We start from the raw sequence: 25,180 nt of genomic DNA on the forward strand, positions 1-25,180 counted from the left end.
TTTTCGTGTCAGGATGCGCCGACTCGACGGGGTGCGGGTCAGGCCGGGACCGGGTCCTTGGCCAGCCGGACGGGGAGGCGGTCGAGGCTGTAGACGACCGAGAGGTCGCGCCAGCCGAGCTCGCCGGGGTCGTCGGTGGCCATGGAGAGGTCGGGGAAGCGGCGGGCGAGGCCGGTGAGGGCGGCACGGAGCTCCATCCGGGCGAGCTCGGCGCCGACGCAGCGGTGCATGCCGTGGCCGAAGGCGAAGTGCATGGTGTCGGCGTTGCGGAGGTCGAACTGCTCCGGCCGCGGCACGACCGCGGGGTCGCGGTTGGCGCCGGTGAGGCTGACCAGGACGACCGCGCCCTTCTTGACCGGCACGCCGAAGAGGTCGTGGTCCTCGCGGGCGAACCGCGGGAACGCGATCTGCACCGGGCACAGGTAGCGGAGCAGCTCCTCGACCACCTTGTCGACCTCGGCCCGGTCGCCCGACCGCAGGATCTCGTAGGCCTCGGGGTTCTGCATCAGGACGTAGGCGCCCATGGAGAGCATCGAGGCGGAGGTCTCGTAGCCGCCGAGGAAGACGCCGTCGGCGAGGCCGCCGAGCTCGACGTCGTCGTACTCGGCGCCCTTGGTGCGGATGATCTCGCCGATCATTCCGTCGCCGGGGTTGGCCCGCTGCTGGCGGACCTGCTCGATGAGGAACGTCCGGGTCTCGGTGGCGGCCCCGAAGGCGCCGGCACCGCCCTCGGAGAGGTCGAAACGGGCCATGCCGAGCTTGTGGAACTCGTCGCGTACGTCCTCGGGCATGCCCAGCAGCTCACAGATCACCCGGAAGGGGATCTCGAAGCCGAAGCGCTGGACGAGGTCGACCTCGGGGCCGTGGGCCTCCATGTCGTCGAGGGCGTCGGTGACGATCCGGTCGATCATCTCGTTGAGCCGGCCGAGGCGGCGCATGGTGAACTCGGGGGTCAGCAGTCCGCGGAGCTTGGTGTGGTCGGGCGGGTCGGTCATGCCGAGGCCACCGATGCCCTCGGCGTCGGTGCGCTTGCGGGTGCCGAGCAGGTGGCGCATGTCGTTGGAGTAGGCGTTCTTGTCCGCCAGGACGTGCTTGGACTCGGCATGCCCGGTGACCAGCACGATGTCGAGGCCGAGCACCGAGCCGAGCTTGGTGACCGGCGCCTGCTCCCGGCTCTCGGCGAGCAGCGGGACCGGGTCGACGCCGTCACGGCGCAGCGGGAAGGTCAGGTGCTCGGGGATCTTCCGCAGCGTGGTGATGTCGGGGATCGGTGACTCCTTGCCCCGCATCGCGAACTGCAGGGCAAGCTTGCGGGCACGCTCGGTCAGCGGTCGCGTCATCGCCCGTAGAGAGGAACTGACCAGGGCAGCAATCGGCATGCGGCCAGTCTGGACCATCCTCAGACGACGGTCATCAGGAATACCCCTGGTTTGAGGGTGTGTCCTGAATCACCCCCGAGATCACCCGTGGAGGACGGTCCGGAACAGCGCGCACGTCTCCTCGATCGCGCGCTGCGCCGCCTGCGAGTGATGGCCCATCGCGAAGAAGCCGTGGATGAGCCCGTCGCAGTGGTGGTAGGTCGTGGGGACCCCCGAGCTCTCCAGCGCCTTGGCGTACGCGATGCCCTCGTCCCGCAGCGGGTCGAACTCCGCGGTCACCACCACCGCCGGCGCCAGACCCTCCAAAGACCCCTTGATCGGGCTCAGCCGCGGGTCGGAGCGGTCGGCGTCGCCCACGTAGTGGTCCGAGAACCACTTCATGGTCGGCAGCTCGAGGAAGTAGCCGTGGCCGTTCTCCGCGTAGGAGGGGTAGCCGCTGGTCATGTCGGTCGCCGGGTAGATCAGCAGCTGGCCGACGAGCTCGCGCCCCTCGGTGCGGAAGGCCTGGGCCACGGCGGCGGACAGGTTGCCACCGGCGCTGTCGCCGGCGACCGCGACCCGGCCGTCACCACCGAGCGTCGCCGCGTTGTCGCTGACCCAGCGGGCGGCCGCCACTGCGTCGTCGTAGGCGGCGGGGTATGGGTGCTCGGGAGCGAGCCGGTAGTCGACCGCGACGACCACGGCGTCGCAGATGGTGGAGAGGTTGCGGGCCTGGTCCTCGTGGGTGTCGAGGTCGCCGACCACCCAGCCACCGCCGTGGAACATCACGATCGTGGGCAGCGGGCCCTGCGCGATGGGCCGGTAGATGCGTACCGGCATGTCGCCGGCCGGCCCTGGGATCACCGATGGCTCGACCGAGCCGACCGGTGGAAGTGGGACGCCCTCGCCCAGCGCACGGTAGAGCGCGCGTGCCGTCGGCGGATCGTAGGACTCCAGGGGCTGGCCCTTCGCGAAGAGGGTGAGCAGGTCAGCGATCTGGCTGTCGAGCGGAGGCATGGCGTCAGTCATATCGGTAATCGCCAAAATGTGTCGAGCATCACGTTCTACTGATGGGACCGATTTGTCGAACGCGGCCGGGAATAACCATTCGACACGGGTGCCAGACTGGAGGGCTGTGGGACATGTGGATGTTGCTGGGGTGCGGTTCCAGCTGCCTGACGGACGGGTGCTGCTCGACGACGTCTCCTTCCGGGTGGGAGAAGGCGCGAAGGTCGCGCTGGTCGGCGCCAACGGCGCCGGAAAGACGACGCTGCTGCGGATCGTCACCGGCGAGCTGACCCCGACGGCCGGGTCCGTGGTGCGCTCGGGTGGTCTCGGGGTGATGCGGCAGATGGTCGGCAGGGGCTCCTCGACCGTCGGTGAGCTGCTGCTCTCGGTGGCACCCGCGCGCGTGCGCGAGGCCGCCGCGGCGGTGGAGGCCTGCGAGCTGGAGCTGATGTCGTCGGAGGACGAGCGGCTGCAGATGCGCTACGCCACCGCCCTGGCCGAGTACGCCGACGCGGGCGGCTACGACATCGAGGTCGTCTGGGACGTCTGCACCATGGCCGGGCTCGGGGTGCCCTACGACCGCGCCCGCTACCGCTCGCTGGACACCCTCTCCGGCGGTGAGCAGAAGCGCCTCGTCCTGGAGTATCTCCTCCGCGGCCCCGACCAGGTGCTGCTGCTCGACGAGCCCGACAACTTCCTCGACGTGCCCGGGAAGATGTGGCTCGAGGAGCGCATCCGGGAGTCCCCGAAGACGATCCTCTACGTCAGCCACGACCGCGAGCTGCTGGCGAACACCGCCACCCGCGTGGTGACCGTCGAGCTCGGTTCGGCGGGCAACCTGGTCTGGACCCACCCCGGTGGCTTCGAGAGCTACCACGCCGCCCGCACCGCGCGGTTCGAGCGCTTCGAGGAGCTGCGCAAGCGGTGGGACGAGGAGCACGCCAAGCTGCGGGCCCAGATGCTCATGTACAAGCAGAAGGCGGCCTACAACTCCGACATGTCCTCGCGCTACCAGGCCGCGAAGACGCGGCTGGAGAAGTTCGAGGAGGCCGGGCCGCCGATCGAGCAGCCGCGCGAGCAGCAGGTCGTGATGCGGCTGCGCGGCGGCCGGACCGGCAAGCGCGCGGTCGTGTGCGAGTCGCTCGAGCTCACCGGCCTGATGCACCCGTTCGACCTCGAGGTCTGGTACGGCGAGCGGGTCGCGGTCCTCGGCTCCAACGGCTCCGGGAAGTCCCACTTCCTGCGCCTCCTCGCCGGCGGCGGCTCGATGCCCGACAAGGAGCACGAGCCCGTGGGCGAGGTCGTGATCGAGCCCGTACGCCACCGCGGTGTCGCCCGGCTGGGAGCCCGCGTGCGGCCGGGCTGGTTCGTGCAGACCCATGCCCACCCGGAGCTGGTGGGGCGTACGCTGCTCGACATCCTGCACCGCGGCGACGTCACGCCGGACGGGCGTGGACGCGCCGGGATGGGCCGGGAGGCCGCCTCGCGGGTGCTCGACCGCTACGAGCTCGCGCACGCCGCGGAGCAGACCTTCGACTCGCTCTCGGGCGGGCAGCAGGCGCGCTTCCAGATCCTCCTGCTGGAGCTCTCGGGCGCCACGCTGCTGCTCCTCGACGAGCCGACCGACAACCTCGACGTCCAGTCGGCCGAGGCGCTGGAGGCTGGGCTGGAGGCGTTCGAGGGCACCGTCATCGCGGTCACCCACGACCGCTGGTTCGCCCGCGGCTTCGACCGGTTCCTGGTCTACGGCGCCAACGGCGACGTCTACGAGTCCCCGGAGCCGGTCTGGGACGAGACGCGAGTGGAGAGGTCACGATGAGCGAGCTGGTGATGGAGCGGGTCGACCCGTTCGACGACGACGCCTTCGACGCGTGGTACGACGTGATGACCGCGTCGTGGCTGGACGTCCGCGGCCCCGACGCGGACCTGTGGGCCCGTGAGGAGCAGCGCGTCGAGCTGCAGCAGCAGAGCGGGAAGAGCGACCGTCGCGCCTACCTCGGGCGCGTCGGCGGGGAGGCGGTGGCCGCCGCCTGGGTCGCGATGCCGCTGCTCGACAACCTGCACCGTGCGACGCTCGTGGTGGCGGTCCTGCCGGCCCACCGTCGGCGTGGCCATGGCACCGCTCTGCTCGACCACGTCGAGGCGGAGGCCCGCGCCCAGGGACGTACGTCGTTGACCGGTGAGGTCTGGTGGCCCTGGTCGCTCGGCTCCGGCGGCGAGGGCTCGCCCGGCCGCGACTTCGGGGTCGCCCGGGGCTATGCGCCCGCGCTGGTGGAGGTACGCCGCCTGCTGCGGCTCCCGGTCCCGGACGGCGTCCTCGACCGGCTGGCGGCGCAGGCAGCCGAACGGCATGCCGGCTACACGCTGCGCTCCTGGGTCGGCCGGGTTCCCGACGACATCGTGGAGAGCTGGGCGGTGCTCGACGCCAGCCTGGAGACCGAGGCGCCGACCGGCGACCTCGACGTCGAGGCGCCCGAGCCCGACGTGGCGCGGGTGCGCGAGACCGAGGAGCTGGTCGCGGCCCAGCAGCGGACCCTCTACCACTCGGTGGCGCTGGATCCGGAGGGCCGCGTCGTGGCCTACACGGTGATCGGCTACTCGAGCCAGGACGGTAAGAGCTATCAGTGGGGGACGCTGGTCGAGGCGGCCCACCGCGGCCACCGGCTCGGGCTGGCGGTGAAGGTCGCCAACCTCCGGCTGCTCCAGGCCGAGCGCCCCGAGGTGCCGACGTTGACGACGTACAACGCCGAGGTCAACGCCCACATGATCCAGGTCAACGAGGCCATGGGCTTCGAGCCGGTCGAGTGGCTGTGCAGCGTGCAGAAGCAGGTCTCCTGACCGCGAACGCCTCATCCCCGGTCAGAGACCGGGCATGAGGCGTCGTGGCCGGTTGGCACCCCGCGACGCTGAGGCCCTGCGGACCCCAGCGTCACGCGGGGAGATCAGGAGGCGTCGGAGTCCAGCGTGACCTTCGCGGTCTTCTCCTCGCCGTTGCGGGACCAGGTGACCTCGACCTGGTCGTTGGGCCGGTAGGAGCGGACGGTCGCCACCAGCGAGTCCGACCCGGTGATGATGTGGTCGTCGACCTTGGTGATGATGTCGCCCTTCTCCAGGCCGGCCTTCTCGGCGGTGCTGCCGTCGCTGACCTCCTGGACCTGAGCGCCGGTGACCGAGGTCTGGCCGTTCTGGGCCGCGGGAGCGTCCGAGACGGAGATGCCGAACTGGGCGTGGGTGGCCCGCTCTCCCTTCTCGAGCTGCTCGACGATCGGGTTGATCTCGTCGATCGGGATGGCGAACCCGATGCCGATCGAGCCCGCGTCCTCGCTGCTCGCGCCGCCGCCGGAGCGGATCGAAGCGTTGATGCCGACGAGGTTGCCGTTGAGGTCGACGAGCGCGCCGCCCGAGTTGCCCGGGTTGATCGCCGCGTCGGTCTGCACCGCGGGGTAGACGGTCGCGGCGCCGTTCTGGTCGACACCGACGTTGACCGGGCGGTCGAGCGCGCTGACGATGCCGGTGGTCACCGTCGAGTCGAGCCCGAACGGGGAGCCGATCGCCACGACGCTCTGGCCGACGGTGAGGTTGGAGGACTTGCCGATCGTGATCGGGGTCAGGCCGGTCACGCCCTTCGCCTTGATCACGGCGGTGTCGGTGAGCGGGTCGGTGCCGAGGACCTCGGCGGGGGCCGACGTACCGTCGTTGAAGTCGACCGTCACCGTGCCGCCGTTGGCGGCCAGCTCGACCACGTGGTTGTTGGTCAGGATCGTGCCGTCCGAGGAGAGGACGACCCCGGAGCCCGAGCCCGAGCCCTGCTGGGAGCTGACCTCGATCTTCACCACGGAGGGGAGCACCTTGGCCGAGACCTTCTCGATGCTGCCCTCGGGGGCCTTCGCGTCGACGACCTGGGAGGTGGCCGGGGTGTTCGCCCCGCCGGGGCTGCCCTCACCGTCGAGGGCGCCGTAGATCGCCGCGCCGCCGACACCGGCTGCGCCACCGGCGACCAGGGCGCCGGCCAGGACCGCGGCGACGAGACCGGCACGGCCGCCGGCCCGCTTCTTGGCAGGGGTGCCGGGCACCGGCGGCATGACGGAGGTCTGCGCCGGCGAGGGCGCGAACGGGCCGGCGGGAGGCTGAGTGGGGCCGGCGGGAGGAGCCGGGGGAGTCCACTGCGGCGGGGTCCCACTCGGCTGCTGAGGAGGGAGTTCGGTCATGTCTTCGAGTCTGGCCAGCATCCCTGTGAACCGGCTGAGACAGCGCTATGCGGTCACGAAGAGATGATTCAGGACCCCGCGAGGAGTCCTACGACCGGGGCGAACGCCTCCATCAGCTCGTCGCCGACCAGGAGGTAGGAGATGCCCAGCCGCTCCCGGCGCTCGCGGAGCTGGTCGGCCATCTCCGCCGGCGAGCCGCTGACGACACCGACGGCGCCCTGGGCGGCGAGCGCGGCGGGATCGAGCCGGCCGGCCAGGTAGCGCGGCACGACGTCGCCGACGGCCATCAGGTTCATGTTGAGCTCGGGAGTGCCGGCGTCGGGACGGTCGGCGGAGCGTACCTGGTCGACGGCGGCCCGGACGGCCAGCTCCTCGGCGTGGAACGGGATGCCCAGGGCGGCGATGTCGGCATGCTCGCCCGCGATCCGCAGCATCCGCGGACCGCCGCCGGCGACGAGGATCGGCACCTGCTGAGGAGCGGTCCCATAGGGGAGCACCGAGGCTTCGACGGCCCGGTGGTGAGGTCCGTCAACGGTGACGGTCTCGCCGGCGAGGAGCCGCTTGATCAGGTGGATCGACTCCACGAGCCGCTCGACGCGTACGCCGGGGCGGTCGAAGCCCAGTCCCAGCATCGCGTTCTCGCGCTCCGAGTCTGGGCGTCCGGCGCCCAGACCGAGCTCGAAGCGGCCGCCCGAGAGCACCGAGAGCGTGGCCGCCTCCTTGGCGACCTGGACGGGGTGGCGGAAGTCGTTGGCCAGGACGTACGTCCCCACCCGCAGCCTCGTGGTCACCGCCGCGGCGGTCGCCAGGGCGGGGAAGACGGCATGGCCGAAGGACACGTTGTCCGGCATCACGAGCGTGTCGTAGCCCGCGCTCTCGACGCGGCGGGCGAGGTCGGTCCAGGCGGCGCCCGTCGCGGTCTGGGCGGCGACGACGCCGAAGCGGAAGGGTCTGGTCTCAGGTGTGGTGGTCATGCCTCCAGGCTCGACCTGATGGGCCGCAAGCGGATCCGTCCGCGGGCGGTGGCGGCGTACGCAGATCTGCGCAGCCGCCTACTCGTCCTCGATCCGCAGGGTCAGCTGCTTGAGCAGCGCCGCGAGCTCCGTACGCCGCTCCGGGCTCAGCGTCTCCAGCAGCCTGGTCTCGGCCTCGCCGCGCAGGTCCATGGCGCGCCGCCAGATCTCGATGCCGGCCTTCGTCGCCTCGACGCTGATCTTGCGCCGGTCCTCCACCGATGCCGTACGCCGCACCCACCCGGCCTTCTCCATGCTGTCGAGCCGGCCCGTCATCCCGGCGGGACTGATGTCGAGGTCCTTCGCCAGGGCGGTGGGCGAGGCGTGGCCGGGGGTGTCGCGGATCATCAGCATGTGGAGCGTCTTGTACTCGAAGTCGGCCAGTCCGACCTCGCTCGCCGCCGCCGCGCGTGCGTCGTCGAAGAACTTCGAGATCAACCCGATCCGCACCGTGATCGCCTCGATCTCGTCGTCGAAGTCGACGTCGATCCAGTGGTCGCGCCACCTCGCCACGTGGCGGTCGGCCCGGTCCTCCGTGTCCGCGCTTCGCGCGGTCACTCCCTCGCTCGGCGCGAGCGGACGAGCAAGCTCGCCGCTCGACCTCGCTCCGGTCGTCTCGCCGGGCGTCTCGGAGGAAGTTCGCGTCGCGGGCATGCGCCGATCCTACCTTCGGCGACCGAATAATTCGTTGACGAATAGTTCGCCAGCGAAGTAGCTTCCCGACATGACCGTCATCACCGAACCGCCGACCGGGCGTCGCTCACCGCTGAGGCACCGCAACTTCCGCCGGCTCGTGACCGGTACGGCGTCCTCGCAGCTGGGCAACGCGATCACCCCGGTGGCGCTGGCCTTCGCCGTGCTCGACCTGGGTGGCACGGCGACGCAGCTCGGCTTCGTCGAGGCCGTGTTCGCGGCCTGCCAGGTGGTGACCACGCTGGCCGGGGGAGTGCTCGGCGACCGGGTCTCGCGCAAGGTGATGATGGAGGGCACGGCGGCGATCAGCGCCGTCGTGGTCGGGTCGCTGGCGGCGACGATCATCCTCGGGGTCGCCACGATCCCGTCGATCGCGGTGATGGGTGGCCTCGCGGGTGTCGTCGCCGCGCTCAACCAGCCCTCGGCGATGGCGATGACCAAGGTGGTCGTGCCCGCGGAGGACCTCGGCGCCGCCGTCTCCCTCCGGTCGCTGCTCCAGACCACCGCGGCGACCATCGGCTACGCCCTCGGTGGTGTGCTCGTCGCGGCCGTCGGCCCCGGGTGGGCGATCACCGTCGACGCGGTCACCTTCGCGATCGCCGCCGTCGCCTACGCCGGCATGCGGGTGCCCCACGAGCGCCCGCCCCACAAGGCCTCGATGCTCGGCGATCTCGCCGAGGGCTTCCGCGAGGTGATGCGCCACTCGTGGCTGTGGTTCCTCATCCTGCAGGCCCTGCTCTACCACCTGTTCTGGTCGGGTGCGCACAGCGTGCTCGGTCCCATCGTCGTGGGCGAGGGCGTCGGCCGCACCTCGTGGGGCTTCGCGCTCGCCGCGCTGATGGCAGGCTTCATCGTCGGCGGCCTGTTCTGCCTGAGGTTCCGTCCGCGCCGGCTGCTCTCCGTCGGCGTCTGCTTCCTCGCGATGACCGGCCTCTTCCCGGTCGCGATGGCGGTCTCGGACACGCTCTGGCCGATCGTGATCGGCGCGTTCCTGCACGGCTTCGGGCTGCAGGTCTTCGACATCTTCTGGCAGATCGCGATCCAGCAGGAGATCCCCGAGGAGAAGCTCTCCCGGGTCTACGCCTTCGACACCGTGGGCTCGTTCGTCGCCCGCCCCGTCGGGCTCGCGCTGGTCGGCCCGGTCGCCGTCGCGGTGGGCTTCGACACCTGGCTGCTCGTGGTCGCCGCGGTGATCTCCGGCAGTGCGCTGATGTCGATCTCCTTCGCGGGCGTACGCAGCCTCGAGCGCGCGCCCGACCAGCCCGCCTAGAGCGGGAGGCCGAGCGCGACCAGGTCCCTGCGGAGCTGCTCGGCCCCGGTGAAGTGGATCGCCTGCATGCCGAGAGCCGCGGCGGCGGCCACGTTGGCGACGCTGTCGTCGATGAACGCCAGCCGCTCCAGCGGCATCCCGGCGCGCTCGGCGACCAGCCGGTAGATCGCCGGGTCCGGCTTGGCCAGGCTCACCTCGCCGGAGACGACGACGTCGCGGAGCAGCCCGATCACGTCGTACGTCGCCGGGGCATGCGGATAGAGCTCGGCCGACCAGTTGGTCAGTCCGAGCTGCGGGAAGCCGGTCGCGGCGAGCTCGCGGACCAGCTCATGGGTGCCGGGGACCGGACCCAGCAGGGAGAGCGGGAAGTTGTCGACGTACGCCGCTCCGGCTGCGACCCACTCGGGCGCCTCCTGCTCGAGCACCGTGAGCGCCTGGGCCCAGGTGCGGCCGGCGTCCTGGGCGTAGTTCCACGCGCCGAAGTCGTAGGACTCGAGGAAGGCGCGGGCGTCGGCGTCGCCGATCCCCTCCGCGATCGCCGGGAGCGGGTCCCAGCGGATCAGCACGTTGCCGAAATCCCAGACGACCCCGTCCACGTTAGTCATGTCGCTCCTCGCGCTGCCCGTCTCGAGTCGGCGCAATCCGGTCCTCCGCGCTTCGCGCGGTTACTCCCTCGCTCGGCGCGAGCGGACGAGCAAGCTCGCCGCTCGGCCTCGCTCCGGTCGTCTCGCTTCGCTCCGGTCCGTTTGCGCCGACTCGAGCCTGGCTAAGCGCTCGTCACGCCCAGCGAACGTCGCGCGGGACGAAGTTGAGACCGCGCTCGCCGGTGTAGATCTGCTTCGGACGCGCGATCTTCTGCTCCTTGTCCTGGACGAGCTCCAGCCACTGGGAGAGCCAGCCCGGCGTACGCCCGATGGCGAACAGCACGGTGAACATCTCCGGCGGGAACTCCAGGGCCTCGTAGATCAGGCCGGAGTAGAAGTCGACGTTCGGGTAGAGCTTGCGCTTGACGAAGTATTCGTCCTCGAGCGCGATCTTCTCCAGCTCCTGGGCGATGTCGAGGAGCGGGTTCGTCCCGGTGACCTCGAACACGTTGTAGGCCTGCTGCTTGATCAGCTTCGCCCGCGGGTCGTAGTTCTTGTAGACCCGGTGGCCGAAGCCCATCAGCCGCTCGTTGCCGGCCTTGACGCCCTCGATGAAGGCGGGGATGTTCTCGACCTTGCCGATGCGGCGCAGCATCCGCAGCACGGCCTCGTTGGCGCCACCGTGGAGCGGGCCGAAGAGGGCGCCGACGCCGGCGGCGACCGAGGAGTAGGGGTCGACCTGGGTCGAGCCGACGCTCCGGACCGCGTTGGCGGAGGCGTTCTGCTCGTGGTCGGCGTGCAGGATGAAGAGCGTGTCGAGCGCCTTCTCGATGCGCTCGTCGGGGGCGTACTTCGACTCGCTCATCTTGAAGAGCATGGAGAGGAAGTTGCCGGTGTAGGACAGGTCGTTGTCCGGGTAGACGTAGGGCTTGCCCTGCGCGTGCCGGAAGGCCCAGGCGCCGAGGGTCGGCATCTTGGCGATCAGCCGGATGATCTGCAGGCGACGGTTGTCAGGGTCGGAGATGTTGGCCGCGTCCGGGTAGAACGTCGACATCGCACCGACCGACGCCATGAGCATGCCCATCGGGTGGGCGTCATAGCGGAAGCCCTGCATGAACTCCTTGATGTTCTCGTGCACGAACGTGTGGTAGGTGATCTCGTGCACCCACGCGTCGTACTCCTCCTTGGTCGGCAGCGCGCCGTGGACCAGGAGGTAGGAGACCTCGAGGAAGTTGGAATTCTCCGCAAGCTGCTCGATCGGATAGCCCCGATATTCGAGGATCCCCTTGTCGCCGTCGATATAGGTGACGGAAGATCGGCATGAAGCGGTGTTGACGAAACCGGGGTCATAGACCGCCAGGCCGGGCCCCTCTTCGTTGTTAGCCGGGTCCGCGGCCTTGATCTTTCCCAGGTCGGCGGCGCGGATGGTGCCGTCGGTGATCGGGATGTCGTACTCCACCCCGGTGCGGTTGTCACGCACTGTTAGAGATTCGGTCACGATCAGTAACGGTAACCCTCTTGAAATCGCCTTCGTAACTCGGCGTCCCACCCATTGGCCGATTTCGACTCAGAGCCGGAACTTGTCCCGCGCCGGTTTCGTGTCGCCGGCCGGCTCGTCGTCGCCGAACCGGGTCAGCGCGTCGCGCAGCCGATGAAGGTCGAGAACGGTCTTCACCGACCGCCCGTCCTGGGTCTCGTCCTCTCCGCGGAGCGCGCGCAGCGCCTCCTGGACCTCGGTCTCGCTCGGCTCCCCTGTCATGGACACATAATCTAGGTGTCCGGGCCAAGAGCGCCTAGTGCGACTCCGCCACTGTCTCAGGGTCGGTGCCGTGGGCCACCCGCCACAGCAGCACCGCGACCGCCGCACGCTGCCGTCCTCGGCCCTTGGCCGGCGAGTAGCCGAGCTGTCCGCTCAGCCAGGTCAGCCGCTCCTGCAGCGTCGAGTGGTGCACGTGGAGCATCGCGGCCGACTGCCGCAGGCTCGGCTGGTCCAGCACGGCGTGCAGCGTGTCCACGACCCAGGGATGCCCGGCGAGCAGCTCGTCGAGACGTCGTACGTCACCCACCCCCGCCGCCTCCTCGGCACTGATCCGCTCGGCGATGACGGCCAGCGCGCCGAGGTCCTCGTAGCGGACCACGGCGGGCGCGAGTCCACCGACCTCGCCGGCCAGCCGGAGGGCCGTCCGGGCCTGCTCCAGCGCGGTCGGCAGCCGCATCGGGTCGGACGCGGTGGCTGCTCCGGCGCGGACACCCTCCGGGATGGTGGCCGCGCCGGGAAGGAGCGCGACGACGAGGGCCCCGACGCTGCTGATCAGGGTCGCCCGCAGGTTGGCGGAGGGGCTCAGCACGACCGTGACCGGGCCGGTCAGGCCGAGTCGCGCGACCGCGTCCCGCCGGTCGGCCTCGGTGGCGTCGGGGTCGCACGCGATCCGGACCAGCCCGCCGGCCGAGGGGCTCGAGGAGCCGGTGCTGAGCGCCTGCAGGGCGCGGGCGGCGCGCTCGAGGATGAGTGCGTCGAGCGGACCGTCCTCGCCCGCGCGCTCGAGCCAGAGCCAGGAGCCGGGGTGGCCGGGGACCGGCTCGTGCCGCCAGTCGCCCTCGGTCGTGCCGGTCCGCGCCCGGCCGTCGGGGGCGAACCGTTTGACCACCGCCCTGGCGGCGTCGTGGAGGCCGGCCGTGGCGCCGGCGAGCGCCGCGGCGGCGCGTACGACCGCGGCGGTCGAGGCCCGCTCGTCCACGAGCCGGTCGAAGTGGTCGATGACGCGCAGCGCGCTGGCCGTGTCGTCGTCGACCACCTCGAGCTTGCCGATCAGATCTCGCACCTGAACCTCCCCGGCCTACTCTCGCCCACCGGAGCCGAGCAGGCCAGCGGATCAGCCCTCGAGCGCCCTGCGGACGAACTCGTCGCGGGTCGCGACCGAGGCGCGGGAGACCGCCGCGTGGCCGGCCATCAGGTCGAAGCCGTGGAACCCGCCGCCCCACATGTGCAGATCGACGCTGACGCCGGCCTCCGAGAGCCGCCGCGCGTAGGTCAGCGTCTCGTCGCGGAACGTCTCCGCCGAGCCGGTGTCGATGTAGGTGCGGGGGAGGCCGGTGAGGTCTGTGGCGCGTGCGGGTGCTGCGTACGGGGAGACGTCGGGGCCGCCGCGGCGCTCGCCGAGCAGCGCGGTCCAGCCGAACAGGTTGGCCTCGCGGTCCCAGACGCCCTCGTCGTCGAGCATCCGGCTGCTGTGGGTCTCGAAACGGTCGTCGAGCATCGGGCAGATCAGGATCTGATGGCTCAGCCTCGGGAAGGCGCGGTCGCGGGCGAGGAGTGCGGTGCCGGCGGCGAGGCCGCCGCCGGCACTCGCTCCCGCGATCATGATGCGCCCGGGGTCGATGCCGAGCTCGGCCGCGTTCTTGGCCGTCCAGACCAGGCCGGCGTAGCAGTCCTCCACGGGCGCGGGGTCGGGATGCTCGGGGGCGAGGCGGTACTCCACCGAGACGACCACGGCGTTGCCGGCCGCGACCTGGTCGAGGAACATCTCCACCCCGAGCCGGCGGTTGCCGATCACCATCCCGCCGCCGTGGGTGTGGTAGACCGCCGGGCGCGGCGGCCCGTCGGCGGCGGGGCTCAGGATCAGCAGCGTGATGTCGGGGTCGCCCTCCGGGCCGGGGACCTGGCGCTCCTCGACCGTGACGGCACCGCCGACGGTCAGGTCCACCGGCTCCATGCCGGGAAAGCCGTCGGCGCTCTGCTGCCGTGCCAGCGAGAGGGTCTCGGCCGAGAGGGACGGCATCGCCTGGCGTACTGCCTCGAGGACCGGTACGAGCTCGGGGTCGAACGGCGGTCGGGCGGGCGCGTCGCCGAAGATCTGGTCGGCGGTCGTCTCGGTCATGGGGACACTCCTTCGGTGAACGGGGGTGTACCCAGCGTCCTCCCGGTGTCATACCTCACGGAACCCGGCCTGTGGCGGGAATCACATCGATCGCTCCCGCCATCCGGCGGGCCGGGCCGCCGCCGGGCCTCCACCGGGCCTCCACCGGGTCGGGGGAGAAACCGATGTGCGGTCGAGGGGTACGCCGGGGGAGAATGGGTGACCTCATGTCCACCGACCAGCCTGCCGCCGTCTCCGTGGCGATCACCTATCCCGCCGAGCTCCCGGTCACCCAGCGCCGAGAGGACATCGCCGCTGCCATCCGCGACCACCAGGTCGTGATCGTCGCCGGTGAGACCGGGTCGGGGAAGACGACGCAGCTGCCCAAGATCTGCCTGGAGATGGGCCGGGGCTCGAACGGGATCATCGGGCACACCCAGCCGCGCCGGATCGCGGCACGCTCGGTCGCGGAGCGGATCGCCTCCGAGCTCGGCACCGAGTTGGGCGACCTGGTCGGCTATCAGGTGCGGTTCACCGACAAGTCGTCGGCCGCGAGCCGGATCAAGCTGATGACCGACGGCATCCTGCTCGCCGAGCTGCAGCGCGACCGCGACCTGCGCCGCTACGACACGATCATCATCGACGAGGCCCACGAGCGGTCGCTCAACATCGACTTCCTGCTGGGCTACCTGCGCCGGCTGCTGCCGCGCCGCCCCGACCTGAAGCTCATCATCACCTCGGCGACGATCGACCCGGAGCGGTTCGCGGCCCACTTCTCCGACGTGAGGACCGGCGAGCCGGCGCCGATCATCGAGGTCTCCGGGCGCACCTACCCGGTCGAGGTCCGCTACCGGCCGCTGATGGAGCTCTCCGAGGAGAATGGGCCCGAAAAGGACGGCGAGGGCGAGGTCGTCGTCCGCGACCAGACCGAGGCGATCGTCGACGCGGTCAAGGAGCTCTCCGCCGAGGGGCCGGGCGACGTGCTCGTCTTCCTGCCGGGCGAGCGGGAGATCCGGGACGCGGCCGACGCGCTCGGCGATGCGCTGGGCCTGAACCGGGGGCGCCCCTCGACGGGTCTCGTCGAGATCGTGCCCCTGTTCTCGCGGCTGTCGGCCGCCGACCAGCACCGTGTCTTCTCGCCCCACACCGGCCGCCGGATCGTGCTCGCGACCAACGTCGCCGAGACCTCGTTGACCGTCCCCGGGATCAAGTACGTCGTCGACACCGGTGTCGCCCGGATCTCGCGCTACTCCGCACGCACCAAGGTGCAGCGGCTGCCCATCGAGCCGATCTCGCAGGCCTCCGCGAACCAGCGGTCGGGACGTACCGGGCGGGTCGAGGCGGGCATCGCGATCCGGCTCTACTCCGAGGAGGACTACCTCGGGCGACCCGAGTTCACCGACCCGGAGATCCTGCGTACGAACCTGGCCAGCGTCATCCTGCAGATGGCCTCCCTCGGCCTGGGCGACATCGCCCGGTTCCCGTTCGTGGAGGCACCGGACCGGCGCAACATCACCGCCGGCGTACAGCTGCTCGAGGAGCTCGGCGCGATGCGCGGGCAGCGGCTGACGAAGCTGGGCCGGCGGCTGGCCAGGCTGCCGATCGACCCGCGGCTCGCGCGGATGGTGCTCGAGGCCGAGCGGCTGGGCTGCGTACGCGACGTCATCGTCGTCGCGGCCGCCCTCTCGCTCCAGGACCCGCGTGAGCGGCCGGGGCAGGACCACCCCAAGGAGCAGGCGCAGGCCGACCAGCTGCACGCCCGGTTCAAGGACGAGACCTCGGACTTCCTCACCTGGCTCAACCTGTGGCGCTATCTGAAGGAGCAGCAGCACGAGCTCTCCTCCTCGGCGTTCCGGCGGCTGTGCAAGCGTGAGTTCCTGCACTACGTCCGCGTCCGGGAGTGGCAGGACCTGGAGTCGCAGCTGCGGCAGGTGTGCCGGGAGATGAAGATCGACCTGGGCAAGGGGCACCGCGACGTCGGTCACGACGACGGCGAGGACAAGGCTGCCTACGACGCCGACGGCATTCACCAGGCGCTGCTCTCCGGGCTGCTCTCGCACATCGGGGCGCTGGAGGAGCGCGACTCCAAGGCCGACGCGGCACGGGCCCGGGAGAAGCGGCGGCCGGGACCGCGGGAATACCTGGGCGCCCGGGGCGCGAAGTTCGCGATCTTCCCCGGCTCGGCGCTGCACCGGAAGAACCCGCAGTTCGTGATGTCCGCCGAGCTCGTCGAGACCTCCCGGCTCTGGGCCCGCCAGAACGCCTCGATCAAGCCCGAGTGGGCCGAGCGCCTCGGCCGTGACCTGGTCAAACGCACCTACTCCGAGCCGCACTGGTCGCAGAAGCGCGCCTCGGTGATGGCCCGGGAGAAGGTCACCCTCTACGGCGTCCCGCTGGTCGCCGACCGTCCTGTCGCCTTCGGCAAGATCGATCCCGAGCTCTCCCGCGAGCTCTTCATCCGGCATGCGCTGGTCTATGGCGAGTGGCGTACGAATCACCGCTTCCTCCGCGACAACGCGAAGCTCATGGAGGAGGCCGAGGAGCTCGAGCACCGGGCCCGCCGCCGCGACATCGTGGTCGACGAGCACGCGCTCTTCGACTTCTACGACCGCCGGCTGCCGGCGGACATCGTCTCCGGTGCCCACTTCGACCAGTGGTGGAAGCAGGCCCGGCGGGAGACCCCCGATCTGCTCACCTTCGACCTCTCGATGCTCACCAACGACGCCGCCGGAGAGGTGACCGAGGCCGACTTCCCGGCCGAGTGGGACGCCGGCCCGCTGACGTTCTCGCTGAGCTACCAGTTCGAGCCGGGTGCGGCCGACGACGGGCTCACGATCGATGTCCCGGTCGCCACCCTCAACCGCGTCGGCGCCGACGACTTCTCCTGGCTGGTGCCGGGGCTGCGTGAGGAGCTGGTGACCGCCCTGATCCGGTCGCTGCCCAAGCAGCTGCGGGTCAGCTTCGTGCCGGCTCCCGACAAGGCCCGTGCCTTCCTGAAGGAGACGCCGCCGGGGGAGGAGCCGCTGCTGACCGCGCTCGAGCGCTGGGCGCGCTCGACCGCGGGTGTGCACATCCCGCGCGAGGCCTGGGACTGGGACAAGGTGCCCGAGCACCTGCGGCCGACCTACCGGGTCGTCGGCGAGGACGGCCGGGAGACCGCCCGCGGCAAGGACCTGGACGCGCTCAAGGCTCCGCTCGAGGGCGAGTTCGAGGCCGCGATCGCCGAGGTCGCCGCCTCCGCGGGCCACACCCGCACCGGCGAGACTTCGTGGGTCTTCGGGTCGATCGAGGCCACGGTCACCGAGAAGCGCGCGGGCCACGAGGTCACCGTCTTCCCGTGTCTCTCCGACGAGGGCTCCACGGTCGGACTCGTCGTCGCCGGCTCCGCCGAGGAGGCCGAGGCGCGTCACCGTCTCGGTGTCGTCCGGCTGCTGCTCCTGGCCCTGCCCGACGTCGGCAAGCAGGTCGTCGACGGGCTCTCCACCATGGAGAAGCTCGCGCTGGCCGGGTCGCCCTACCCCAGCGCCGCCGAGCTCGTCGAGGACTGCCGCGCCGCCGTCGTCCGCCAGCTGGTCGATGCCCGTCCGCTGCCGCGGACGCAGGAGGCGTACGCCGCCGTGCTGGCCGCCGCAGGCACCCCGGCCGACCTGGTCGCAGCCGTGCGTGCGGTCCTGGCCGACGTGATGCGGGCGCTCGAGGCCTACCGCGAGACCGACAAGGCGCTCTCCGGGCGGGCCGACATGTTCCAGCTCCCGGCCCTGACCGACATGAAGGACCAGCTCGCGCGGCTGGTCCACCGCGGCTTCGTGGCCGAGGCCGGTGCCCAGCACATCCGGCGCTACCCGACCTATCTGAAGGCCATCGTCGAGCGCCGTCGCAAGCTCGACGCCGACCTGCGCGCCGACCGCGCCACCCACGACCGGATCGCGTCGCTCCAGGACGCCTACCTGCATCAGGTCGAGGCGCTTCCCGAGGGCCGGCCGCCCGGGCCGAGGCTGCGACAGGTGCGATGGATGCTCGAGGAGTACCGCGTCCAGCTCTGGGCCCAGCACCTCGGCACCGCCGAGAAGGTCTCGGACGCGCGGATCCGCAAGCTGCTCGGCTGATCGACCCGTCCGATCAGGATGCGCCCGGCGATCACGGTGGCTACGCTCGTAGGGATGCCCAGAGAGTTCCATTCGCCGATACGTCCCGGGGACGGCTTCTTCGACTCCCTCCTCGGGGGCAACGACCCTGCGCTGGTGCAGGAGGCGGCCGACGCGGCGGCGACGGCGCTCGTGCGCGGCGCGCGGGAGAGCGAGGATCCCGCGGTCGCCGAGCGGATCCTCCACCTGGCCGAGTCCGAGGGCATCGAGACGATCGCCGAGGTCTGGTCGAACTCGCCGGCGGAGTCGCTGGCCGGCTGCCTGTGGCGGCTCTACCTGCTCCGCAGCTGGGTCTACGCCGACCCGGTCGGCGCCGCGCGCGAGTTCGAGGCCGGGCGGGCGAAGGCCCAGGTCGCGCAGGTCGTGGCCGGGGTCGCGGAGCCTCCGGGACCGGAGGAGCTCAAGGCGATGGTCGACGAGGTGCTGCGCGGCATCGCCGGCAGCGACTTCGCCGTGGTGCTCCTTCGCGCTGCGGCCTTCTCCCGCGTCATCGCCGCCGGGCGCGCGGCCCTGGACCCGGATGCGGCCGCCAAGGACGTACGCAACATGCTGCAGCTCTCCGAGCAGCTCGAGGCCGCGGGACATGCGGAGCTCGATCACCGGCTGACCTGAGGTGTCGCCATGCGTGCGGTAGCCTCCTGCTCGCTTTGATGTGGCTGAGGTTGGCGGCACCGTTACACTGGTGGCCGAACACGTCGGGCTGCGGCAGCCCCGGGTCCCAACTTCAGCCGCTACGAGCGGCCTTGCGCCGTGAGGCGCTCCCGGTCCGGCGTGTTCATCTACTTTGTCGATGTTCCTCGGGACGGGCGGCCACGCAGCCACCGACCGAGGAGCCGAAGTGACCGACACCCACCCCGCACCGAACGAGGGTGCCATCTCCTACGATCCCGAGATCGGGGACGGCAACGCCGACCCGGGCGAGGTCGTGTGGGGCTGGGTTCCCTACGAGGACGACGCGACCCAGGGCAAGGACCGGCCCGTCCTCGTGATCGGGCAGAAGGCCGGCGTACTCCTCTGCCTGATGCTGACCAGCAAGGACCACGACCGCGACGAGGCCCAGGAGGCCCGCTACGGCCGGCACTGGATGGACGTCGGCACCGGCGGCTGGGACCGCCAGGGCCGGCCCTCCGAGGTGCGCCTGGACCGGCTCATCCGGATGGACCCCGCAGACGTACGCCGTGAGGGCGATGTGCTGGCCAAGGAGATCTTCGACGATGTGATCAAGGCCGCACGCGATCACCTCGCCTGAGGTCTCCGTCGCTGTGCTTTCTCAGGAAGTGTCCAGGTACGTATCGTAAAGTGAATCGCTGGTAAACCGGGTCTGTGGTTCGATCGCAGACCCGGTCCTGGTGTTGAGATGGAGGAAATGGTGCGGCGCACGCGGCTGGCAACGGCGCTTCTGGTGACGGTTCTCTCGGCGTCCCTCGCCGCCTGCGGCGGTGATCCGTCAGCGAAGCCCTCGCCGAGCACCACGACCAAGCCACCGGCCAAGGTGAAGCTCGTCTTCGGGGTCTCCGGCCACAAGACGCTGGTCGACACCTACAAGCAGCTGGCCGCCGAATACACCCAAGAGGTCCCCAACGTCACCGTCGAGGTGAAGTCCTGGCCGACCGCCGACCAGCTCGCCGCGGCGGTCAGCAGCGGGGAGAAGGTCGACGTGGTGCTCACCCCGCGGGCCGATGTCGCCACGTTCGCCGAGGACAAGCGGATCCAGCCGGTCGACACCCTGCTCGAGGCCCGCAACGTCGACTTCGGCGACAAGTACTCCCGCGAGGCGATGGAGGACTTCTCCGTCGAGCGCCGGCTCGAGTGCATGCCCTACTCGGTCTCGCCGCAGGTGGTCTACGTCAACACCGGGCTGATCGACTTCGACGCGATGAAGGACGAGGGCCTGCCCACGCCCACCGTCCGCGCCGACGGCTCGCTGCGCGGCTGGAGCCTGGAGCAGTTCGGCTCGGTGATGAAGTACGCCACCGAGCACCACAAGGGTGTCCGCGGCACCTACGTCGAGCAGAACCTCTCCGCGCTGATGCCCTGGCTCGCCGGTGCCGGTGCGACCCTCTTCGACGACCCGCTGGCTCCGACGACCACGGCGCTGGAGGACTCGGCCGGTGCCTACGAGGACCTGGTCGAGACGCTCACCCAGCCCAACGTGCTGGCCACCCCGAAGGATCTCCACGGCCGCACCCCGTTCCAGGCCTTCAAGCAGGGCCGCCTGGTCGCGCTGGCCGGTGACCGCTCGCTGGTCTCCGACCTTCGGGCCACCGAGGGGATGGAGTGGGACGTGATGCCGATGCCAGGCGGCAACGGCACCACCGGCGACTACGCCGGCCTCTGCATGGGCTCGGACGCCGCCGACCCCGACGCCACCGCCGACTTCCTCACCTACCTCATCTCGACCGAGTCGGTCGTGAAGATGGTCCGCACCGGCCACTTCGTGCCGGTCAACTCCGAGGTCGGCTACGCCCCGGTCTTCACCCAGCCCGAGCGGAACCCGAAGAACGCCCGCATCTTCACCGACACCGTGCGCGACATGCAGGTCCTCCCCGAGGCCACCCAGCTCGCCCAGCTCCAGAAGGTCGCCGCCGTCGCCGTCCGCGGCTCGTTCGCGGTCACCGAGCCCGACCAGGTCGAGGACTTCGCGGTCCAGATCGACGAGCTCTCCAAGACCGTCTTCCCCCAGCACAACCCGTCGAACTCCCCGTCCCCCTCCACCTCACCCAGCTCTTAGCGGCCGAGAGGTCGCTGCGGCCGGCCGAGAGGTCGCTGCGGCCGGCCGAGACGTCACTGCGGCCGGCCGAGACGTCACGTACGTCGGTCGAGGCGTCGCGTACGTCGATCGAGACGTCGCGTACGTCGGCCGAGACGGCAGAGCCCTGCCATCTCGGCCGACGGGGCTGACGCTTCGGCCGACGGGGCTGACGCTTCGGCAGAACCGAGGTCCGGGGTCAGGACTCGAGATCCGCGCTTCGCGCGGTCACTCCCTCGCTCGGCGCGAGCGGACGAGCAAGCTCGCCGCTCGACCTCGCTCAGTTCGTCTCGGCGTGCAGGACGGCGTCGGTGAGGAGCGGGGCGGTGAGGGCGATCTGCCAGCCGCGGGCGCCGAAGCCGGAGAGGATCTCGATGATGCCGTCGAGGAGGGCGCCGGGGTCGCGGGTCTTCGGGGGCGTCCACATGGCGCGGCGCAGGAAGTCGGGGGTGAGCAGGTTCTCCGCGGGCAGGTTGCGGGCCTCGGCGAGCGCGTTGACGGACTCACGGGCCAGCGCGAGCCGTCGGGCGGCGACGGGGTCCTTGTCGGCCCAGGCGCGCGGCGGGGGAGGACCCTCGGCCCGCGGGGTCCGCACCGGGAGCTCGTCCTCGTCCATCGTGACCGCGCGGTTGAGCGCCTTCACCCAGGAGGTCGCGTAGCGTTCGGCACCGCGGCCGTGGAACCCCTTCAGCGCGAGCAGCGAAGCCTTGTCCTGCGGCAGCTCCTGCGCGGCGGCCACGATCGCAGCGTCGGGGATGATCCGGCTCGGGGTGACGTCACGCTGCTGCGCGATCCGGTCGCGCTCGGTCCACAGCTCACGTACGGCGGCGAGACCGCGGCGGCCGCGGACCCGGTGCATGCCGGAGGTGCGCCGCCAGGCATCCGTACGCACCGGCGCCTCGAACCCGCGCAGCCAGTCGAACTCCTGGCGGGCCCAGGCGTCCTTCCCCGCCGCGACGAGCTCGTCGGCCAGCGCGTCGCGCAGCTCGACGAGCACCTCGACGTCCAGCGCGGCGTACTCGAGCCAGGCGTCCGGCAGCGGCCGGGTCGACCAGTCGGCCGCGGAGTGCTCCTTGAGCATGGTGAAGCCCAGCACCGTCTCGACCAGGGTGCCGAGCCCGACCCGCGGATAGCCGAGCAGCCGGCCCGCGAGCTCGGTGTCGAACAGGGCGGACGGATGCAGGCCGAGGTCGCTGAGACAGGGGAGGTCCTGGGTGGCGGCGTGCAGGATCCACTCGGTGCCCTCGAGCGCCTCGACCAGCGGCTGCATGGTGGTCAGCTCGATCGGGTCGATCAGCCAGATCCCGGCACCTTCGCGGCGCAGCTGGATCAGGTAGGCACGGTTGGAGTAGCGGTAGCCGGAGGCACGCTCGGCGTCGATCCCGACCGGTCCGGTCCCGGCGGCGATGGCCGCGGCGGCCTTGGCCAAGCCCTCGTCGGTGTCGGTCACCGGAGGCAGCCCGTCGCGCAGGGTCAGCAGCGGCGCCGGAGCAGCATCTTCTGGTGTGTCCGGCCCCGTCTCGGCCTCGGTGTTCTCTTCGATCACGCGCCTCGCTGCCCTCGCCGGCTCGGCATGACGGTGACGCCCTCCGGCACCGGAGGAAGTCCCGCGGCCGTGCAGAGCAGCTCGCCCCACGCCTCGGTGTGCGGTCGCAGGTCCAGCTCGCCGGACGGCGTGCCCACCGGTGTCCAGGACGCGCGGATCTCGATCTGGGCGGTGCCGTCCTCGTCGGCCATCCCGCCGTAGGACTCGGTGGCGACGCGGGTCACGGTGCCGGCCGCCGCGACGTGCGAGGCGCCGTGACCGGACAGCGCGTCGAGGAGCCAGGACCAGCCGACCTCGCCCAGCAGCGGGTCGCTGATGTGCTCGACGTCGATGTCGGCCCGGACGTACGCCACCAGCCGGAACGTGCCGGGCAGTCCGTGCACCGTGCCCCAGGCGTCGTTGCCGTCCGGGTCGTGCAGCAGGATCAGCCGTCCGGTCGCCACGTCGACGTCGTCGACGGTGACATCGGCCGACAGGGCCGCGGCGTACGGAGCGATCCGCTGGGGCGCCGGCATCTCCTCGGCCAGCACCTCGGGGCGGAAGGTCGCGGCGTGCATTCCTGCCGCGGCGGACCGGAACACGGCAGGACCGCTCTCCGGTCCCGCGGCGGGACGCGACTCTCCACGGACGACCATGTGAACAGGGTATGTCTTCTGCGCGATTCGCGATGTGCGTACACGCCGCACCGGATGGGACCATTGCCCGGTGGCCGCTGTGAATACTCCTGGGAAGACCTCCGACGTGCTCGCATCTTCCCCGTTCCTGCAGGCGCTCGCGGGGCAGAAGCCGAGCCGTACGCCGGTGTGGTTCATGCGCCAGGCCGGCCGCTCGCTGCCCGAGTACCTGAAGGTGCGCGAGGGCATCGGCATGCTCGAGTCCTGCCAGAACGCCGAGCTGATCACCGAGATCACCCTCCAGCCCGTACGCCGCTACGGGGTCGACGCGGCCATCTTCTTCTCCGACATCGTGCTGCCGCTGAAGGCGGTCGGGGTCGACCTCGAGATCAAGCCCGGTGTGGGCCCCGTGGTCGCCGAGCCGGTGCGCACCATGGCCGACGTCGAGGCGATCCCGGACCTGACCCCGGAGCACGTCCCCTACATCACCGAGGCCGTCCAGAACCTCACCGGTGAGCTGGCCGGCATCAACGGCGGCACCCCGCTGATCGGCTTCGCCGGCGCCCCGTTCACGGTCGCCTCCTACCTGGTCGAGGGCGGCCCCTCGAAGGAGTACGCCAAGACCAAGGCGCTCATGTTCGGTGCTCCCGACGTGTGGGAGGCCCTGATGCGCAAGATCGCCGGGATCTCCGCCGCGTTCCTCGAGGTCCAGGTCCGCGCCGGTGCCTCCGCGGTGCAGCTCTTCGACTCCTGGGCCGGCGCCTGCACGCCCGCCGACTACGAGCGCTACGTGCTGCCCCACTCCACCGAGGTGATGACCCGGATCGGTGAGCTCGGTGTCCCGCGGATCCACTTCGGCGTCAACTCCGCCATGCTCCTGCCGCTGATGGGCAGCGCCGGTGCCGAGGTCGTCGGTGTCGACTGGCGCACCCCGCTGGACTGGGCGATCGACCAGCTCGGCGATGGCTTCGGCGTCCAGGGCAACCTCGACCCCGCCCTCGTCTTCGCACCCACCGAGGTGATGCTCGAGCAGGCCGGGAAGATCATCGAGACCGGGCGCCGCGCCAAGGGCCACGTCTTCAACCTCGGCCACGGCGTCATCCCGAGCACCGACCCCGACCAGCTCGCCCGGCTGACGGAGTTCGTCCAGAGCTACGAGCCGGCCGAGGGTTGAGAGCGGGCAGCCGTCTCGGCGAGCAGATCGAGCAGGCTGCGCGCCCCCGAGGTCGTACGCGCGTTGTGCCGCTGCACCGCGACCATCGTCACCCGGGAGCGGTCCCCGGCGAGCGGGCGCACGGTGATGTGCCCGCCGGTCTCGCGCGGGTCGCCGACGACGCTGTAGTCGGGCAGGAGAGTGAGCCCGAGGCCCTCGCCGACCATCATCTTGCCCATCTCGGCGCCGTCGGTGGCGTGCCAGTGATGGGGGAGCCGGCGGCCGAAGACGCGGTGGGCGAAGCGGTACATCAGGTAGCCCGAGCGCATCCCGACGAACGGCTCCTCGCGGAGCTCGTCGACGGTGATCTCCTCGCGTGAGGTGAGAGGGTGGCCGGCGGGCAGGACCACGATCGGCCGCCCGTGGAGGAGCACCGTGCCCTCGACCGTCGGCGGCAGGTCGTCGCCGTCGAGCAGGTTGACCAGTCCGATGTCGATCGTGCCCTCGGTCAGGGCGAGGTAGATGTCCTCCTGCACCATCGTGCGCACCTCGACGCTCGTGCGCGGGTGCTCGTCCGCGAACCTCCGCAACGTCGGCAGCAGCACCGTCGAGGTGCCCGCATGGACCGTGCCGACCCGGACCGAGCTGACCCCGGCGTGCTGGTCGCCCGCCGCCAGGCGGAGCCGGTCGACGGCCTCGAGCACGTCGGACATGGAGTGGAGCAGGTCCTGGCCCTCGCGGCTGATCCGGGCGCCCGCCCGGCGTCGGTCGAGCAGGGTCACGCCGAGCTCGCGCTCGAGCTTGGTGATCGCCTCGCTCAGGGCCGGCTGGGAGATGTGGAGCTGCTCGCTCGCGCGGCGCAGCGAGCCGTGCTGGGTCACGGCCGCGATGTACTCCAGCTGCTCGATCCTCATGGCACTCCCTTGGCGGTGATCGGTCATCCCGAGCGGGTGATCGGTGATCGCTGGCGTCCAGCCGACGC

Annotated in this window: 21 protein-coding genes; 8 read left to right on the forward strand and 13 right to left on the reverse strand. The window is 71.0% G+C overall.

Annotation, left to right across the window (positions count from 1 at the left end):
• Window positions 1-38 precede the first annotated feature (38 nt).
• Both UG56_RS21920 and UG56_RS21925 read right to left on the reverse strand, forming a co-directional pair.
• Window positions 39-1,379 carry a cytochrome P450 gene (locus tag UG56_RS21920; protein ID WP_256206825.1) on the reverse strand — a complete coding sequence of 447 codons (1,341 nt, stop codon included), beginning with the start codon at window positions 1,377-1,379 and terminating at the stop codon, window positions 39-41.
• Window positions 1,380-1,460: 81 nt separating this feature from the next.
• Window positions 1,461-2,375, reverse strand: a complete 915-nt coding sequence (locus tag UG56_RS21925; protein ID WP_045550335.1) for an alpha/beta hydrolase — start codon at window positions 2,373-2,375, stop codon at window positions 1,461-1,463.
• Between the two features lie 118 nt (window positions 2,376-2,493).
• Here UG56_RS21925 and UG56_RS21930 point away from each other — a divergent pair, with 118 nt between their 5' ends.
• Window positions 2,494-4,185 carry an ABC-F family ATP-binding cassette domain-containing protein gene (locus UG56_RS21930; protein WP_045550336.1) on the forward strand — a complete coding sequence of 564 codons (1,692 nt, stop codon included), beginning with the start codon at window positions 2,494-2,496 and terminating at the stop codon, window positions 4,183-4,185.
• Window positions 4,182-5,204 (forward strand): GNAT family N-acetyltransferase, encoded by a 1,023-nt coding sequence (locus UG56_RS21935; RefSeq protein WP_045550337.1) that lies wholly within the window; start codon window positions 4,182-4,184, stop codon window positions 5,202-5,204. The genes UG56_RS21930 and UG56_RS21935 overlap by 4 nt, the downstream gene beginning before the upstream one ends.
• 104 nt (window positions 5,205-5,308) lie before the next feature.
• On the opposite strand, the gene UG56_RS21940 is transcribed toward UG56_RS21935, so the two are convergent.
• From UG56_RS21940 to UG56_RS21950, 3 genes are all read right to left on the reverse strand, one after another.
• Entirely contained in the window at window positions 5,309-6,574 is a 1,266-nt protein-coding gene (locus UG56_RS21940) for a S1C family serine protease (protein WP_071327255.1), read from the reverse strand.
• 68 nt (window positions 6,575-6,642) lie between these two features.
• On the reverse strand, window positions 6,643-7,548 hold the full coding sequence (locus tag UG56_RS21945) for a TIGR03621 family F420-dependent LLM class oxidoreductase (protein ID WP_045551695.1): 906 nt from the start codon (window positions 7,546-7,548) through the stop codon (window positions 6,643-6,645).
• Between the two features lie 78 nt (window positions 7,549-7,626).
• Window positions 7,627-8,241, reverse strand: coding sequence for a MarR family winged helix-turn-helix transcriptional regulator (locus tag UG56_RS21950; RefSeq protein ID WP_256206826.1), 615 nt, complete (start codon window positions 8,239-8,241; stop codon window positions 7,627-7,629).
• 70 nt (window positions 8,242-8,311) lie between these two features.
• Between UG56_RS21950 and UG56_RS21955 the strand changes: the two genes are divergently transcribed.
• Window positions 8,312-9,550, forward strand: a complete 1,239-nt coding sequence (locus tag UG56_RS21955; protein WP_045551697.1) for an MFS transporter — start codon at window positions 8,312-8,314, stop codon at window positions 9,548-9,550.
• Here the strand turns inward: UG56_RS21955 and UG56_RS21960 are convergent.
• The 5 genes from UG56_RS21960 to UG56_RS21980 all read right to left on the reverse strand — a co-directional run bounded on the left by UG56_RS21960 (window position 9,547) and on the right by UG56_RS21980 (window position 14,012).
• Entirely contained in the window at window positions 9,547-10,155 is a 609-nt protein-coding gene (locus UG56_RS21960) for an HAD-IA family hydrolase (protein WP_045551698.1), read from the reverse strand. The genes UG56_RS21955 and UG56_RS21960 overlap by 4 nt on opposite strands.
• A 172-nt stretch (window positions 10,156-10,327) precedes the next feature.
• Complete coding sequence (locus UG56_RS21965; protein ID WP_084101420.1) at window positions 10,328-11,632, reverse strand: citrate synthase; 1,305 nt, start codon at window positions 11,630-11,632, stop codon at window positions 10,328-10,330.
• A gap of 69 nt (window positions 11,633-11,701) precedes the next feature.
• A complete protein-coding gene (locus UG56_RS21970; protein WP_045551699.1) occupies window positions 11,702-11,893 on the reverse strand; it encodes a hypothetical protein in 192 nt (63 codons plus the stop codon).
• A 34-nt stretch (window positions 11,894-11,927) separates the two neighbouring features.
• Entirely contained in the window at window positions 11,928-12,956 is a 1,029-nt protein-coding gene (locus UG56_RS21975; protein WP_071327256.1) for a helix-turn-helix domain-containing protein, read from the reverse strand.
• A 51-nt stretch (window positions 12,957-13,007) separates the two neighbouring features.
• On the reverse strand, window positions 13,008-14,012 hold the full coding sequence (locus UG56_RS21980) for an alpha/beta hydrolase (protein WP_045548183.1): 1,005 nt from the start codon (window positions 14,010-14,012) through the stop codon (window positions 13,008-13,010).
• Between the two features lie 206 nt (window positions 14,013-14,218).
• On the opposite strand from UG56_RS21980, the gene hrpA reads away from it, so the two are divergent.
• The 4 genes from hrpA (at window position 14,219) to UG56_RS22000 (ending at window position 20,867) form a co-directional block, all read left to right on the forward strand.
• Window positions 14,219-18,097, forward strand: coding sequence for an ATP-dependent RNA helicase HrpA (hrpA, locus tag UG56_RS21985; RefSeq protein ID WP_256206827.1), 3,879 nt, complete (start codon window positions 14,219-14,221; stop codon window positions 18,095-18,097).
• A 54-nt stretch (window positions 18,098-18,151) separates the two neighbouring features.
• Window positions 18,152-18,748, forward strand: a complete 597-nt coding sequence (locus UG56_RS21990) for a hypothetical protein (RefSeq protein WP_256206828.1) — start codon at window positions 18,152-18,154, stop codon at window positions 18,746-18,748.
• A 226-nt stretch (window positions 18,749-18,974) separates the two neighbouring features.
• Entirely contained in the window at window positions 18,975-19,385 is a 411-nt protein-coding gene (locus UG56_RS21995) for a type II toxin-antitoxin system PemK/MazF family toxin (RefSeq protein ID WP_045548185.1), read from the forward strand.
• A 153-nt stretch (window positions 19,386-19,538) separates the two neighbouring features.
• On the forward strand, window positions 19,539-20,867 hold the full coding sequence (locus UG56_RS22000; RefSeq protein ID WP_177191529.1) for an ABC transporter substrate-binding protein: 1,329 nt from the start codon (window positions 19,539-19,541) through the stop codon (window positions 20,865-20,867).
• Between the two features lie 298 nt (window positions 20,868-21,165).
• Here the strand turns inward: UG56_RS22000 and UG56_RS22005 are convergent, their stop codons facing one another.
• Window positions 21,166-22,431 carry an HRDC domain-containing protein gene (locus UG56_RS22005; protein ID WP_045548187.1) on the reverse strand — a complete coding sequence of 422 codons (1,266 nt, stop codon included), beginning with the start codon at window positions 22,429-22,431 and terminating at the stop codon, window positions 21,166-21,168.
• A complete protein-coding gene (locus UG56_RS22010; protein WP_084101423.1) occupies window positions 22,428-23,066 on the reverse strand; it encodes a DUF3000 domain-containing protein in 639 nt (212 codons plus the stop codon). Before UG56_RS22010 ends, UG56_RS22005 begins: the two co-directional genes overlap by 4 nt.
• Window positions 23,067-23,136: 70 nt before the next feature.
• Here UG56_RS22010 and hemE point away from each other — a divergent pair, with 70 nt between their 5' ends.
• A complete protein-coding gene (hemE, locus tag UG56_RS22015) occupies window positions 23,137-24,219 on the forward strand; it encodes a uroporphyrinogen decarboxylase (RefSeq protein WP_045548189.1) in 1,083 nt (360 codons plus the stop codon).
• On the opposite strand, the gene UG56_RS22020 is transcribed toward hemE, so the two are convergent.
• On the reverse strand, window positions 24,198-25,112 hold the full coding sequence (locus UG56_RS22020) for a LysR family transcriptional regulator (RefSeq protein WP_045548207.1): 915 nt from the start codon (window positions 25,110-25,112) through the stop codon (window positions 24,198-24,200). The two genes, hemE and UG56_RS22020, sit on opposite strands and share 22 nt — an antisense overlap.
• Window positions 25,113-25,180: the final 68 nt, after the last annotated feature.

The sequence above is a fragment of the Nocardioides luteus genome (assembly GCF_000960475.2).
In the GTDB taxonomy this organism is placed as follows: Bacteria; Actinomycetota; Actinomycetes; order Propionibacteriales; family Nocardioidaceae; genus Nocardioides; species Nocardioides luteus_A.